At 61.3% G+C, this 14,234-nt stretch carries 13 protein-coding genes and 3 pseudogenes; 1 reads left to right on the top strand and 15 read right to left on the bottom strand.

Annotated features, from left to right (window positions below; all coding sequences use genetic code 11):
- Positions 1-769: 769 nt before the first annotated feature.
- The 6 genes and pseudogenes from A3C3_RS0133140 to A3C3_RS0133115 all read right to left on the bottom strand — a co-directional run bounded on the left by A3C3_RS0133140 (position 770) and on the right by A3C3_RS0133115 (position 6,559).
- Positions 770-1,696 (bottom strand): ArdC family protein, encoded by a 927-nt coding sequence (locus A3C3_RS0133140; RefSeq protein ID WP_028740209.1) that lies wholly within the window; start codon positions 1,694-1,696, stop codon positions 770-772.
- A gap of 292 nt (positions 1,697-1,988) precedes the next feature.
- Complete coding sequence (locus A3C3_RS0133135) at positions 1,989-2,573, bottom strand: hypothetical protein (RefSeq protein ID WP_022718840.1); 585 nt, start codon at positions 2,571-2,573, stop codon at positions 1,989-1,991.
- A 384-nt stretch (positions 2,574-2,957) separates the two neighbouring features.
- Positions 2,958-3,287, bottom strand: a complete 330-nt coding sequence (locus tag A3C3_RS0133130) for a hypothetical protein (protein ID WP_022718839.1) — start codon at positions 3,285-3,287, stop codon at positions 2,958-2,960.
- Positions 3,284-4,175 (bottom strand): annotated as a pseudogene (locus A3C3_RS41935) (DUF7007 domain-containing protein). Before A3C3_RS41935 ends, A3C3_RS0133130 begins: the two are co-directional and overlap by 4 nt.
- Positions 4,172-4,648, bottom strand: a complete 477-nt coding sequence (locus A3C3_RS0133120; RefSeq protein ID WP_022718838.1) for a hypothetical protein — start codon at positions 4,646-4,648, stop codon at positions 4,172-4,174. The pseudogene A3C3_RS41935 and the gene A3C3_RS0133120 overlap by 4 nt, the downstream one beginning before the upstream one ends.
- Positions 4,649-4,735: 87 nt before the next feature.
- Positions 4,736-6,559 carry a ParB/RepB/Spo0J family partition protein gene (locus A3C3_RS0133115; protein WP_022718837.1) on the bottom strand — a complete coding sequence of 608 codons (1,824 nt, stop codon included), beginning with the start codon at positions 6,557-6,559 and terminating at the stop codon, positions 4,736-4,738.
- A gap of 473 nt (positions 6,560-7,032) precedes the next feature.
- Here A3C3_RS0133115 and A3C3_RS0133110 point away from each other — a divergent pair, with 473 nt between their 5' ends.
- Entirely contained in the window at positions 7,033-7,968 is a 936-nt protein-coding gene (locus A3C3_RS0133110) for an exonuclease/endonuclease/phosphatase family protein (RefSeq protein WP_022718836.1), read from the top strand.
- A 252-nt stretch (positions 7,969-8,220) separates the two neighbouring features.
- On the opposite strand, the pseudogene A3C3_RS47500 reads toward A3C3_RS0133110, so the two are convergent.
- From A3C3_RS47500 to A3C3_RS0133060, 9 genes and pseudogenes are all read right to left on the bottom strand, one after another.
- Positions 8,221-8,485 (bottom strand): annotated as a pseudogene (locus tag A3C3_RS47500) (hypothetical protein); the annotation flags it as partial.
- Positions 8,486-8,595: 110 nt separating this feature from the next.
- Positions 8,596-8,757 (bottom strand): annotated as a pseudogene (locus A3C3_RS44270) (DUF1419 domain-containing protein); the annotation flags it as partial.
- Positions 8,758-8,821: 64 nt separating this feature from the next.
- Positions 8,822-9,850: a DUF3991 and toprim domain-containing protein gene (locus tag A3C3_RS0133100; RefSeq protein ID WP_022718834.1), complete on the bottom strand. Its 1,029-nt coding sequence runs from the start codon at positions 9,848-9,850 to the stop codon at positions 8,822-8,824.
- Between the two features lie 202 nt (positions 9,851-10,052).
- Entirely contained in the window at positions 10,053-10,229 is a 177-nt protein-coding gene (locus A3C3_RS46315; RefSeq protein WP_022718833.1) for a hypothetical protein, read from the bottom strand.
- Between the two features lie 188 nt (positions 10,230-10,417).
- Positions 10,418-10,618 (bottom strand): helix-turn-helix transcriptional regulator, encoded by a 201-nt coding sequence (locus A3C3_RS0133085; protein ID WP_022718831.1) that lies wholly within the window; start codon positions 10,616-10,618, stop codon positions 10,418-10,420.
- Positions 10,619-10,787: 169 nt separating this feature from the next.
- Positions 10,788-10,955 (bottom strand): hypothetical protein, encoded by a 168-nt coding sequence (locus A3C3_RS48730; RefSeq protein ID WP_022718830.1) that lies wholly within the window; start codon positions 10,953-10,955, stop codon positions 10,788-10,790.
- Between the two features lie 375 nt (positions 10,956-11,330).
- Complete coding sequence (locus A3C3_RS0133070; RefSeq protein ID WP_022718828.1) at positions 11,331-12,365, bottom strand: SIS domain-containing protein; 1,035 nt, start codon at positions 12,363-12,365, stop codon at positions 11,331-11,333.
- A gap of 26 nt (positions 12,366-12,391) precedes the next feature.
- A complete protein-coding gene (locus tag A3C3_RS0133065; RefSeq protein ID WP_022718827.1) occupies positions 12,392-13,156 on the bottom strand; it encodes a GntR family transcriptional regulator in 765 nt (254 codons plus the stop codon).
- Positions 13,153-14,037 carry a glucosamine kinase nucleotide-binding domain-containing protein gene (locus A3C3_RS0133060; RefSeq protein WP_022718826.1) on the bottom strand — a complete coding sequence of 295 codons (885 nt, stop codon included), beginning with the start codon at positions 14,035-14,037 and terminating at the stop codon, positions 13,153-13,155. Before A3C3_RS0133060 ends, A3C3_RS0133065 begins: the two co-directional genes overlap by 4 nt.
- Positions 14,038-14,234: the final 197 nt, after the last annotated feature.

The raw sequence follows: 14,234 nt of genomic DNA, 5'->3' as shown, positions 1-14,234 counted from the left end.
CCAGCGCCCGGGGAAATTGAGGTGATCAGCCACGTCTTCTTGCTCAGCTCTACAGAAACGAAGATCGCGTTCAGGTTCTTGTGTGCTGCATTATCCATCGTCTGCGCTTGCACCATTGTCTTGCTCCTTTTCGAAATGGCAACAACCTCCACCACATCAAAGCAGGGCACCGCCCATCCTCATAGGATCTCGATGGCTGTCGCAAGGATCGGGGACGATCGGACCGCCCCCGTAGGGCCGTAATGAAATGGAGGGCGGCCGGAAGCGGCTTTCTTGTTCCGCGGGGAATGCGAACGCAGTTCGCAGGGGAAGAAAGTTGCGGATGGCCGTTGCGGGAAAACGATCGAGGCGAAGCCGGTCTCCGATCAGACATGCCTCATCGAGCCCGCGGAGGACGTGGCCTGACAGCGGTGGTAGGAACCACGAGATGGCGGCCCTCCGCGCGCGTTGCCCCGTCGGAACTTTGCAGCGGCGAACCCGTCGCCCTGTCGCTAAATCCCACAGCGTCGACTTTGGACGCGACGGACCCGGCCGGCCGGGCAGTTGCTTCCACCTATCAACGCGATATCGTGAGCTAGCGATTCGTCGCCTGGAGGATTTATGCGTCGGCAGACAAAGCCGTTTATCGTCGAAATCAAGCAGTCCCGAAGCGACCAACCCGAAGCCATCGATCTGGGGGAAGCTGGACCTCACGTCCGATCAGCAACCTTTCGCGGGCCGAAAAGAAATGTCGGCCGTTGCGGGTAACAACGACCGATCTTAATGTCTCCTACGCAGCCGCTCTCTCGTCGGCCTGAACGGGCTGGCGACCGTGCAGGAAGCTGACAGCACGCTGGGCATGGGCCGCGGCCTGAAAGATAGCCCGCCTGTCGTCAGATAGAATCTTCAGCCATGAGCCGAGGTAAGATGCATGGTCCGGCCGTGGTTCCAGCTCCGGCGCGATCCCGAGATCGGCGCATAGGAAGCAGCTTCCAAGTTCCGCGATCAGTTCCTCGCGGGCGCGCGCGCTCTTGTCTTTGGCATATCGGCTGAGGTCGCGTCCAACGCGATCGGGGCGCGCCGTCCAATGGCAACTTTCGTGACTCAGCGTTGCCACGTAAGACGCGGCGTCGCGGAACGTCTCGAACGGCGGCATCTGGATGTGATCCGTGACAGGCGAGTAGTAAGCCTGCGAGCCGCCATGCCGAACGACCGCGCCGGTGTTCCGGAAAAAATGATCGGCATGCTCGATGCGCTGTGTCGGATCGAGAGTCGGAGCCGGTCGATGATGATAGTGTTCGGGCAGGCCGTCGATCTGCTCGACGTTGAAGACCGTGTATGCCTTCAGAAACGGGATTTCCCGGTCGACTTCGCCGCCATTGCCGTCCGCCTCGGACTTGGTGAAGCGGCTGGCGAAGACGACCGTCGCACCGGTCTCACCCTTGCGCACCGCCGCTCCCAGTTCGAGCGCCTGCTTGAACGTCATCCACATGGGTGAGGTGAAGCCGCGCGCCATTCCCTCCGACCATAACAAGAGAATGTTCATGCCCGAATAGGGCTGGCCGTTGTGGCGTAGCGGCCGCGTAATCCTGCCATTGGTGTTGGCCGCGTGCCAGGGTTTCATCCAGGGTTTTACGCCCTTCTCCAGATCGGCGACGATCCGGTCCGTGATCCGTGCGTAGACGTCGGCCCGTTCGCCTTCAGCTTTCCTGCTCATGTCCATATGCTCCTTGTCTGGAGGCCGCGACCATCGCGGCCCCGTCGCGGAGGTCCGAAGGCAGGAGCCATAAGGCGGCTTGCCGCACCGGAACGGCCGGAACGAAGAGAAGGACGGCGAAGCCGTTGCGGCAGACCGCCGGCTCCTGCAGGGACCGCCGACCGGGACGGGGCGTGGCGGGCAGGGTTCTTGTTTCTTGTCCGCGTGACATGGAAAAAAGCCGGTCCCAAAGGAACCGGCCTGAGGATTAGAGAGAGGGAAATGGCGGAACCGAAGCTCCGCCCGAAGCGGCTCAACCGAGAGCCGCCATCTGCGCCTCGGCCGCCTTGCGGTCGAGCGACTGGCCAGGATTGTCGACGGGGCGGTCGAATGGCTTCCAAGCTTCGCCGATGACCTGCCGATAAGCTGCGACGGCGCCCTCCGCGGCCATCCGCAGCGCGTAGGACTGTATGCCCATGTCGGCGGCGAATTCGCGCTTGCGCTGGGCGGCGCTGTCATAACCGACCGGGCCATCGAGGTCCTCGTCGCGGGCGTAGTTTGCCGATTTGGCGGTGGCGTCTCGTGCTTCGGAGACTGCTCGGCTGTAGAACTGGCCGGCTCCGTGCGCCGAACCGACATATGCCCCGACGATGCGCTGGAGATGGATCTGCATCGCCTTCTCGCCGAGACCTTCCGAGAGGCTGTCGGCGGTTTCGATGATCAGGCGCTCGTGGAGGTCACGGATGCCGTCGCTGTCGACCACCGCGGTTCCGAAGCTCTCGGCGATCAACATTGCCTGTGCGGTGTCCGGGCATGTGAGCCTGACCATTTCGAGGGTAGCGCCCTTGCGGAGTGGCACGACACGGGCGGAGGGTCGATTGGTTGCGGGCTTGGCCATGGGATCTTCCTTTCGTGGTTTCCTTCGAAGCGGCTCCGGCCCCTGCCGGTCTGCCCTTCGAGGCGGTCGACAGGAACCGGCTAAGGACGGGCGCTTTCACAGGTCCGGGACGGCCGGACGAGCGAAACGGGTTCGCGGACAAGCGGGGTAGAGCCATGCGAAGGACGCGAACCCGTTTTGCGAGGTAGGCTGCACCGGCCGCTCCGCGGCGCGCCAGCGGCCTTGAAACGACTGGCCGTCGGTTCAGACCGCAGCGAAAACGAAGGGCAGACCGGTAGGGGCAGCGCTACGACCCCGAACCCGAACCCGGAAGCGAGACCCCCCTTGCGACCGACTGCTTTTCCAACGTATCAGACCGGCTACGAAGGTGTCCCCCGATCGGGATCACGCCGCCTCATTGCAACCATCATCGCCGAGCGCTCGACGCACGGTGGTGATCGCCCGCTCCTGACGTTGCAGTTTCCGAGCCAGGGCAGCGATTTCCATTCGCCGCTCGAATGCAAGCCGCTCGACATGATCCTGAAACAACAGCTCGTCGGAGCGCGTCCAGCGTGACCCGCCCCGGCGGTACGAGCGGGCTTTCGCCTTCCCGGTGATCGCTATGCGTTCCGCCCGGCCCGTGATCTGCCGGTGAATGAGATCGAGATGGCGGCGCGTCTGTCGCCGCGCCGCCTCCATGCGGGACAGAAGAACGTAGGGACTGACCGGGTTCATGCGCTGGCCCTCCGCGGCGGCCTACCGATGAGCGACGACGGTCCGTCGTAGGCAGAGTGGCGCGCCGTATCTATGACGAAGCCGAATTGACCAACCTCGTACTCGTCGCTTGGCACGAGAAAGCGACGCTCTTCCGCATGGGCGGCACGCACGCCGCCAATCGTGGCGATGACTTCGGTCATCCCGGGATGGTGGTGAGAGCGCAGCGCGGAGATGACGATCCAGTCGCCGGCATGCGCCCGCTCAAAAGCGCGGCGATCCTTTTCATGGGATTCGCCATGCCGCAAGAGGACGTCTGAAAATGGCTTCCCAGGCATCGGGCCAGATATCCCGGATCGTCCGATCGGCGCACTTGCGCTCGTATGCGGAAAAGAGGCTCGGGTAGGCGAGGGGAACTGCGGCCCACGCGGCATCTTCCTCGTACCAGCCGCCGGCGCAACGAAGCGTCGGATGGATTTTGACATTGCGTTCGCTGGACAACTTGAACCCGCCATGTCCTGCCGTTGTGTGGGAGACGATGCCTTCCGCGTAGACGGTGGCACCCTGCGACGGTCCCCATGGCGTGGAGCAGTTCATCCGGGCGGTCTGCCGGTCGAGCGCCCGCATTTCACGGCTGTGCTCGGCCTGCTCGACCATCCGGACCTGGAATGCTGCCTCGTCCTTGATGACGCCGTAGTGTGAATAGTAGTCGTCCCGCCTGAGCTCAGTGAGAGGGCGCCGAATGCGCCAGGCGCTGGCGAGAAAATACTGACCGTCACGAGCCGGAACCATGGCGAAGACAAGATCGCCGACGCGTGCGACGGATAGATCATCGGCGCTGCGCCCGAACTCCACCCCTGAAACTTCAAGGGTGGTACCTTCAACAGCTTGGAGAGCGGGCGTGGTCATACCGCGGCCCTCCCTTCGACGTGATCGGCCGCCACTTCGTCGGCGGTCACCTCGTCAAGCACGGCATCGGGATAACCATGCCGGGTCAGCCATTCCTCGGCCGTCTGACGATTGACAGCGAGGTGGACGAGCTCGGCGTTGTCGCCGGCGCGGTCGAAGACGCGGACATGGTCCAGCAGCGGACGCTCGATCACCTTGGATGTGGGGTGGGTGTCGAGCGAGAACGTCCGGTGGATGCGGATCGCGATGATACCGCCCGCGCCGAAATCGCCCTCGTGCAGCGTAAAATCCGGCGTGAGGCAGACGTTGCCGATGCCACGCTTACCCTGCTTGCGGATCAGCCGACCCTCGCTGTTGCGGTTTTCCCAAGCGGCGAGCTTTTTCTTGTGGCGTTCGGGCGGGCGAGGTGTGCCGTCGGACCAAGCGACAATCGAGCCGATCGGGGCGAGATCATAAATCAAAGACGCAGACATGCGTGTTCTCCTGTATTGAGGTGTGACAAAGCCGCCGCCGGAGATGGCCAGCGGCGGTATCGATCGGTATGAAATTTTTGGGGAGGGTTACTCGCCCGCGATTCCGTAAGCGGTATCGGGATCATCGGCGCTGGCATCATCGTCAGTCTCGTCGAGGTCTTCCAGCTCGGTGTCCGCCGCATTGCCGTCGTCCTCGGCGGCCGTCACATGCGGTTTGGCCACCGCATCGTCCTCGATCGACGGATCAGGCTCACCACCGACGCCGTCCTCAATGCCGCCCGTCGCCCCGTCGGCGGGCGCATCGTCGTCCTGGCTGCCAAGCTCGATGTTCTTGGCCAGCCACTCGGCCATCCTCGCATCATCGGGTGCGAAGAGGGCAGACGGATGCACGAAGCGCTCTTCCTTGAAGTGCTCGACCAGAGCGGCGCGCGTGTCCCTGACCCGCGGCCGGGGAAGGACGCTCGTGCCGCCGCAGGACGCCTCCAGCGCCGGGCGGGAGAGGCACGCGAGGAACTCCTCCGTACCCATGTTCGGAAGATGGGCGTCGGCGCCGACGGCATCGCCGGCAATCCGAACAACGAGGCCGCTATCTGTACGATTGGTGCGGGCCGACAGGGCATCGATCAGGGTCAACCTGGCCGCGACACGAAGTGTATCCATGTCGAACTCCAGCTTGCCGCTTTCACCGATCAGCCGGACGGCGTGCCGGGCGAAACGCCTGGAGCCATAGAGATGCCCGGAGACTTGGGAGCCGGAGTCGACCGAGACGTTCTGCCCGGCAAAGGCCAGTACCAGCATGGCCATGAGGGTGTCGTCCTCGATCGGCGCCCGGGCCAATGCCTCGTGCAGCGCGTCCGTGCGGAAATCTTCGATCATGTCGATGCCGCTTCGGGTCACGTCCGGCCGGGTCTTTGCTGCAACGTCAGTAGCCTCGTTTCCGTCCTCGCCGCCGGGCACGGTCACATCGCCCTTGCCCTTTGCCTTCTTGACCTCCGGCATCCGGAAATGGGCGGTCTGCACCTTGCCGTCGCGGTCGAGATACAGGGCGGTGCAATCACCCTTGCCGGGCTTGCCGTAGACGCGCTCCGCCTTCGGCGGCAGTTGGGGCTGGGCCCAATTATTGACCTCGACGATGGCGCCCTTCTTGGGAAGATTGCTGCTCATCCATTCCTGCTGCGCACCGAGGAATGCTTCGACGTTGGTCGTGTATCGGTTGTCCTCGTCAGCCGGGCCGAACAAGTCTTCCGCCCACTCGATGCCGTAGGCCTGGCGGAGATCGTCGCCAAAACTCGCATCGCGCGCATACATGCATGTCTTTGTGAGGCCGTTGGCGATCGCCCACCAGGCTTCCGTGTGACCCTTCTTCGGCTTGTGGGCCTTCCAGACTTCTTTCTGATCATCGAGCGAGGCCGCGGAAATCGTGCGAAGCTGCTGCTCGTTTGGCATGTCGCCCTTGGCCATGCGGTCGAGCATCGCCGGCAGGACGTTGGCGAGCAGACGAAGCTTGCGGATCTGTCGAATGGGCAACGCCAGCGCGATCGCAATCGTCTCCTCGGTCCAGCCGAGAGCAACGAGGCGCTCGATGCCGCGCCATTGGTCGACCGGGTTCAGCGGCTCGCGCGCGATGTTTTCGATCATCGAGCGCATGGCGCCATTGTCGTTGGCCGGCTCGACGACGATGACATCGATTTCCTCGATGCCGGCTGCGAGCGCCATGCGGGTGCGCCGGTGACCGGCTTCGATGACGTAGCCGTTACCCTCGGCTTCGGGGAAAATGATGGGCGGCTGGATGACGCCGACGGCCTTGATGGTCGCGAGCAGCAGCTCGTCGGCCTGTGGCGTCGACTTCGACTGGCGCGTGTTATCGGGGTTGTCCTTCAGCGCGCGCGGATCGACCTTCATGAGTTGCATGGGAGTTTCCTTCCGGGGATACGGACGCGGCTCTCTGCCGGTCCTTCCTGTCTTCATTTTTTCCTGAAGACACCTCCCGAACCGCAGGGCGGTCGGAACGGCGCAACTACGGGCGAGCGGCCTACCGCGAAGGACGAGCGGGGCTGGAAGCCGTGCGAAGGACGAGTGGCCGGGATGCGCAGGCGGCGGTTGAGCGACAGCGGCGACGGGAGGACCGATCTGCGACGGATTTCTCCTTTTTCTTTCCCAATTCCTTCCAAGCGCTTCCTGCTTAACCGCGCTGCAGCTCTGGCAGCTGCAGATGTACCGGCATTCACCCTAAACTAGCATTGCCAATGAGCTCCCGCAGAAGCACGCGGGACCTGAGGACGCAAGATGCACAACTGGGCGGCTCATTGCCGGCGCTGTCACAACGAGAATATGAGAATGTGTATAGACTGGCGATTGCAAACCAACCACCACAGGAGGGGACTATGGGATTTCTGCAGATTGCGAGCTGGAATATTGAGCATCTTAGCGGCGCGCCGCGCGCGGAACGAAAGCAGAGTGCCTTCGCTCTTGCCGATCACATCGAGATGTCGGGGATTGATGTCATTGCGCTCCAAGAGGTCTACCTGACTCCCACTGACGCGGAAGTTAGGTTGGGAGAAAATCAACCGGTCATACAAAGTCGTGCACGATCAGAACGCAGGAACGCCGACCTGGATGTGGTGTGTTACCTCTTGGAAGAACATCTGGATGATCCTTGGGCATACGAAATCGTCCCCAACCGCCAAGCTGGAGATAAATCGCAGCTGTGTGCTGTGATGTGGAACACAAAACGCTTGACCCTCGGCAAGGTCACGGCTTTGGAAGTTAGTCATGAAGATGCCGAGGACGCTCTCTGGGATCGCAAGCCTCATCTTTTCAGCTTCAGCTCGGAAATTCTTGTCTGGCGACGCGCGGAAAATGGTGACTGGCAGCAACTTCCGGAGAAACGAAGGCTTGGCCTGGTGCCGCTGCACATGAAGTCAAATTATGGCGGCATCACCCAGAACCGAAGGGTCAGAGGGAAAGAAGCTGTCAGCCTCTGCGCAGCAATTGAGAGTGTCCGAGCGGAGATTGACCCAACCTTGGTGTTGATCGGTGATACCAACATTCTCAACAACGCCGAGCCCGCGATCGAGGCATTCATCGATGGCGGCTTTATCGATCTCAACAACAACGACAGTGCGACGTATTGGAGCGCGCAATACAAGGAAGCGCCGTTCGACAGAGCCTTCGTGGCAGTTGATCGTCCGGAATTTCGCTACACCAGGCAATACGTGTTGCGGTCATCTGATTTGACGGCTCACGATCGATTCCTGTCGGATCACTATATGATCAAGATCAGCGTCAAAGACTATTTGGACGATGCCGACCCCAGGTGAGGCTCGGTCGCAATAGGGACAGCCTAGTCTGGAGCAGGTCGTCGGCGATAAAAAAATGGGCCATCGGAAAACCGAGGCCCATGAAGTGTGAAGGTCAAAACCTCCAGAGGGGAACAGCTGGTGCGGCGGAACTGGGAGGAGACCGCCATGTGCATCAACTATAAGCACTATGATCATATTTTGATCAGATGGGAGACATTTATTGTGCAATGCACCTGTGCGTATGCTGCACGGCTTCCAAAATTAGGCAGCTTATATGTTACCCGCACTTGCCTCGCGCGCCTCGGCTGCGAGCTCCGTCTCAACCTGCCTGAGCTGACGACGCTTTCGGCCACTCGCGAAGGCAAATTCGCCATCCCGGCGGGACTGGCTGTTCCCCCTCGTAGTCGTCAAGTGCGTGTTCAAGGGGGACAGCGCCGGGCGGCGTCACCGTGACGGCGAGATCGATCTCGAAGTCCGCGCCCGTGCGCTGGACCATGGTGGTATAGCGATAGCCGTCAGTTTTGTCGAACCGCTCACTGGAGGCCGGCCCAAATCGCCCGGATCACATATCCTGGGGTGAACTGAGCGTACTGGGCGCAGCGCGCGAGCGAGGCATAGTCGGTTTCGCCAACGGCGCTCTCCAGCATGTTCGGTTTCGCCGATCTCGAACCATTCACCTGAGTAGAATGGCGCGGCATCACCGTTCCAACGGTTCGCGCGCTGGGCGTGGCGATCGAACATGCGAAACAGCTGCGGGCGGTTTGCGACGCCCTGAAAAACCTTACGGATTGCGGGAGAGGGGATCATCTACGGCTCCTTGCGCGTTTTCGGACCGAAGTGCGGCGCCGTCCACTCGACCTCGCCGTCCTCTTCAGTCCTTCATGACTCCTTCCGAGCCGACGGCATCGCGACCGTCCGAGTTAAGGGCCGGATCCGCCGGGCGAAGCCCCCCTTGAGGTGGGCGGCGCGGATGCGGCACGCCTCCATCCTTTCTTTCCCTGGTTTCCTTCTCCCTGATCTTCAGGGTCTCGTTCCAGTCCACCTCGGGCGGGCGAAGCCGCGACCAGTCGCAGCCGGCATCCTCGGCAAGCGCCCGCAACCGCTCGGCAAACATATTACCCTGGGAATTGGCGTCCGTCGCAGCGACCAACCGGGCGCCAGGCCGGGAGGCCATTTGCCGCAGCGCGGCTTGCGTGGCCGGCGACCATCCGCCGCCAGTGCTGAGATAGAGTGTGCCGTCGCGCACCCCCTCGATGGCCGCAAGACTCAGGGCGTCGATCGCGGCTTCCGTGACGGCCAGGCGCAACGCAGTATCTGACCCCAGACGGAAGAGGACCTTCGTTCCTCCAGACGCGAAGCCCCGGTATTGCGGTCCTCGTGCTTCCCAGCCGGTCACAAGTCCGGCACCGTCCGTATGAGCTGCCCACATGCTGCCATGTGGGCCTTCCCGAAGAAGGTCAGCCTTGATCGCCATCCGGAGCAAAGGCGTCGGCAGGCAACGCTCACAATCAAGGTAACGCCATGTCGATGAGCCGGACCAAGGGCGACGGCGCGCCTGCCAACGCTCCGAAAGAGTGAGGTCGTATCCTCCATCCGGCCTCGGAGGCTGCCACTCCGGTTCAGTGATCGCAAAACCGACGAGATCCGCGACCCTTTCGGCACCTTCGAGAAAACCGACATTATCGAGATGCTCGACCAGCCCGAACACATCGCCTTTCGCATCGCTCAACGGATCGAACCATCCGCGCCCCTCATGTGTGACGATGATGATCTCACCGCCACGGCGAAACTTGACCGCACGCCGGGTACTTTCCTTGATATCGATGGCGAAGCTCGCCTGTTCCAGAACTGCCGCGCAGCTCACTTGGCTGCGCAGCGCCTCTATCTCTTTTCTTTCCATTTTTTCTCCCGATCGCACAGCGATCGGCCTCCATGCCTTGCCTTACCCGTCGTTTCGCGGGCACTTTTCGGCCTTCCGCGAAGAGCAAAGGCGGCAAGGGCGCGGCTGACAATTGTCGGATCATGCAATGCTCTGTCGGCCGCGGCGAAGCCTCCCTTGCGGCCTGCAGCTCGCAAGCGGCACGCCAAAGGCAAACGCCGGCTCAATGCGCCGGCCAGGGCAAAAATTCATGCACGATCGCAAGATCGTCATCGGCGTGGATCTCGTCAGAGGACAGGACGCCGTACTCACCGTCGATCTCGAAGACGATGACCGGGACCATCAGGTTGCGGGAAAGCTGGAAGGCATGGGACTGTGCGAGGGAAAGATCGTGCGACATTTGAGAGGCTCCATTCGGGAGCGGTCCCTTGCTTCCAATGGCGCCTCGGTTGCGATCGCTTCGTTTTCTCCACAACGGCGGCAAGATCCTTGCCATTGGCTGCCACGTCGATATCGCGCAAAACGCAACATAGTGGGGGTGCTCAAGCCGCGGCTGAACGCGTCAAGCGCCGGGCAGCGATGCTCAATTCAATCGGACTTGAAGAGGTTCACCTTCTCAAGCGCCTCCTTTATCGATTTTGCATCGAGCGAGACAAGCGCACGCTTCAGGTAAAGCTCGATTTCGGCAATGCTCTTGCCCTCAATCAAGGCGATTTCAGCGAGAGTCCTGCCTCGCGATACCCATAGAAGGCAGGTCTTTTCAAATGGTGGAAGCATCCTTGTCGTCATCGCAAAAATCGATCCAGTTTGTCGTAAGACCGCGACCCGCCAGCGACCGACGACTGGAAACGCGGTTGCTGAGATGGGGAATGCATTCAGCTAAGGCGCACTGCCGATTCCCATCCAGCACAGTGCGTCGCCTCCGCTGTCGAGGACCGAAACCAAGAAATTCCCGAACTCAAATTACACCTGGAGCGTTCGCATCGAATACTTTTCGCCCAGCTATGCTTGACTTCAACTCAAGCTCGGTGGGCGTCAGCAAGACAAAATCCGCATCGGCTCCGGTCACCCGCCGGCCCTTGCGTGCGGCAATGACCATGGCCTCGGCAGGATAGACCGACGCCATGCGAAACGCTTCCTCCACCGGCAGGTCAATCTTTTCATGTACGAAGCGGACGGGAGGCAGCGCAGCATCTCCGCAAAGACTGCGACGGCGCGAAGAATGTCGATGTCGGCGCCAGCGAGCGTGCCCTCGGAAAGCGTCAGCCGCCCGCCCTCGCACGTCGGCTGCTCATTGAAGAGGGCTTCGCCGCCATTAACCTGCAGGTCGGTGAAGACTGACAGGAGAATGAGCCACGTGCGTCAACAGTTTCGCCGCGATCGTCGACAGAATTTGCAGGAACGATAGAGTCGACAAGCCCTGCCTCGACAACAAGCGCGGGACCGTCATGCCATTTCATGTCGTCGAAGATTCGCGCGCCCGTGATCTTTCTTTTCACATTCATCGGGTTTCCGTGACCTTCTTCAGATGGGCGGGTGCGTCCGGATTATGGCCACGCGAGCGCGACCAGGCTTCGACAAAAACGTAAAATGGAAGCACCAGCGCCAGCGCGTCGGTGATCGGGTGGCCGGTCTCGACGAAGGGCAGGGGCTTTGCCCTCGTCGCCCGCGCCGACGTGATATGCACAATAGCGCCCTTGGCGCTCAGGGCATCGGCAATCTCGGCGACCGAGCCTTCGGCGGCGTCGCGGGCGGCAAGCGCCAACACTGGGAAGCGGGTGCCGACGAGTGCGACGGGTCCATGCAACACTTCCGCCGCGGAAAAGGCTTCGGCATGAATCCCGGTCGTTTCCTTGAACTTCAAGGCCGCCTCGCTGGCGATCGCCAGTGCCGGCCCGCGACCCAACACATAGATGGAATCGGCGTCACCCGCGTCGGCGGAAAATTCCAGCCATTCGAGCTTCACCGCTTCGGCAAAGTGCCTGGGTAGATCCGCCACCGCGCGTTTCAGCGCAGCGTCTCCCGTCCACTCGCTCAGCACTGCAAGGCCTGCAACGATGGAGTTAACATAGGACTTGGTGGCGGCTACCGCATTTTCCGGCCCAGCCAGAATGTCCAAAGAGTGGTTGCAGGCATCAGCAAGCGGCGAGGGCAGTGTATTCGTCAGTGCAATCGAAGCGGCGCCGGCGCGCGTTGCTGCGTCAGCCATAGCGACGATGTCGGGACTTTTACCCGACTGTGAGATCGCAATAGCAGCGCTGCGGCCAAGCTTCAACTCGGTGCCGTAAATCGACGCGAGCGATGGCCCGATCGAAGCGACAGGTAATTTTGCGGTGAGCTCGATAGCATATTTCAGGAACAAGGCGGCATGGTCGGAGGAGCCGCGCGCGATCGTCACGACGAATGCCGGATCCTTGGCGCGCAAAGCTGCACCTGAGGCCGCGAAGTCTTTCGCCGCGCGATCGAGCAATCTGGCAGCAGCTTCCGGAATCTCGTCGATTTCTCGCCGCATGTTCGTCTGCACAATGGTCTGCATGGTGGAATCCTTTGTTGAGATGCTCTTCAGTTTTCTGAAATCGTGAATGAGGTGACGAAGGCGTCGGCGTCGCCTCGATAGAGTGAGCGGGTAAATTCAACCGCGCGGCCCGAATGAAGATAGGCGACCCGTTTGGTCAGCAGACCGGCCGCTTCAATAGTGACGCCGAGCATGCTGGCATCCAGCTCCTGGATATTGCAGGCGAAAATGCGCTGGATCGCCCGCACTGGCCTGACATTTGCGTCTTCGAGCGCTTTGTAAATCGAGGCGGTAACGCTGACCGCGTCGGGCAGGAACTCTGCGGAAATGCAAGTGCGTTCTATTGCAAGGGCCAGACCTGCGGATCTTCGCAAGCGGATGAAGCGCGCTACTCGATTATCGGCGGACAGCCCGAGCGTCATCATTTCCTCTGGAGCAGGATGGGAAATACTGCGCTCCATCCACTCGACTTCAGTGTTAGAGCCGCGCCAGAAGATCTCCTCTGTCAAAAGGACCGCGCGCGACATAGGCTGATCTACCCGGCAGGCCGATCGAGCAACGAAGGTGCCTGAACCGGGACGCCGCACCAGAAAACCATCGCGGACGAGATGGTCGATTGCTTTGCGGACGGTGACACGGCTAACCTGGGCATGCTCGGCCAGATCCCGCTCGGGATAGAGAACATCGCCGTGACTGAGTTTCCCCGACAGGATCGCCTCTTCGAGCAATAGGCGAAGTCTGTGGTACAGCGGTCCGGCACCCTTGGGGATTACGCCCCCGCACGGAAGGATCGCCGCAAGCCTGTCACTCATGCGATCGCCTCCTGGCGACGCCCGAAGCGAGCGAGCGCGAGTGCCACAGCCCCGGTAAGTGCATCGCCCTCGGGCTTAGCCAGAAGCTCTTGATGCCGGGAGGCGATCCAGGAAGGATAGAAAGGCCCCAAACCGCCAAGCAGGCAAATCTTCTTCGTTCCTCGCGCGACCAAAAGGTCGAGCGCCTCGTCAACAGAAATAGCGGCATCTTTCAACAGACGCGCCGCAACGGCATCGCCTCGCTCACCGAACTCGAACACCCGCGGCGCATAGCGACCGAATGCGCCGGGTTTTGCCTGCCGCGCAAACTCGACAAGCTCCCGCGGATCGTTGTTGAATTCCGTAAGAACGGAAGAGATCAATGGGGAGACGTCGTGGATGCCATCATAGGCCAGCAAGCTTTCTTGCAGAAGTGCATGTCCAATGCGGGCACCACTGCCAAGGTCGCCGACAGTGAAGCCCCACCCGCCCGTATAGGTCACCTTTTCGCGGTGGCGTGAGATGTAGATCGTGCCAGTTCCCAAAATGGCGACGATCCCGTCCTTGTCGCCGAGCGCACCCTGAAGCGCGATCAGCCCGTCGGACTCGATGTCGGCTTCGGCAAAAGGCAACCGCTGCTTCACGTGGTGAACGGCTTTACCGACATTGTGACCAGCGACCCCGAGAACCGCACGCGCTGATGCAATACCGTCAGGATCGAGACCTGCCTCGTTGAAAGCGACGCGTGTCGCACCGGCAATATTCTCAAGCGCCGTATCCGGATCGGAGAGAATGTTGGCTGGACCGGATTGGCCGCGCGCGAGAATACGACCGTCTGGACCTGCAACTGCCGCGCGACAGCTCGTACCTCCGCCGTCGATTCCAACCAGGTAGATCGTCATGGTCCCACTTCTTCTGAGCGCATAGTCCTTCAGCGGCAACGGCTCCTGCCTTCGCACTCCGACTGCGCTCGCTCCTCGTTTCCTATTCGTGCGTGCGTCGCACAAACATACTGGAATGTCAATCGGGAACCGGTTAAAGAGCGGCGGGTAGACCTCAACTCAAGGAACGTTTCTCATGCCTTTCGATGTAAATCCCT

It is taken from the genome of Rhizobium mongolense USDA 1844, from assembly GCF_000419765.1.
GTDB lineage: Bacteria > Pseudomonadota > Alphaproteobacteria > Rhizobiales > Rhizobiaceae > Rhizobium > Rhizobium mongolense.
The sequence above is the reverse complement of the archived record's forward strand: the minus strand, read 5'-3'. Positions and strand labels throughout refer to the sequence as shown.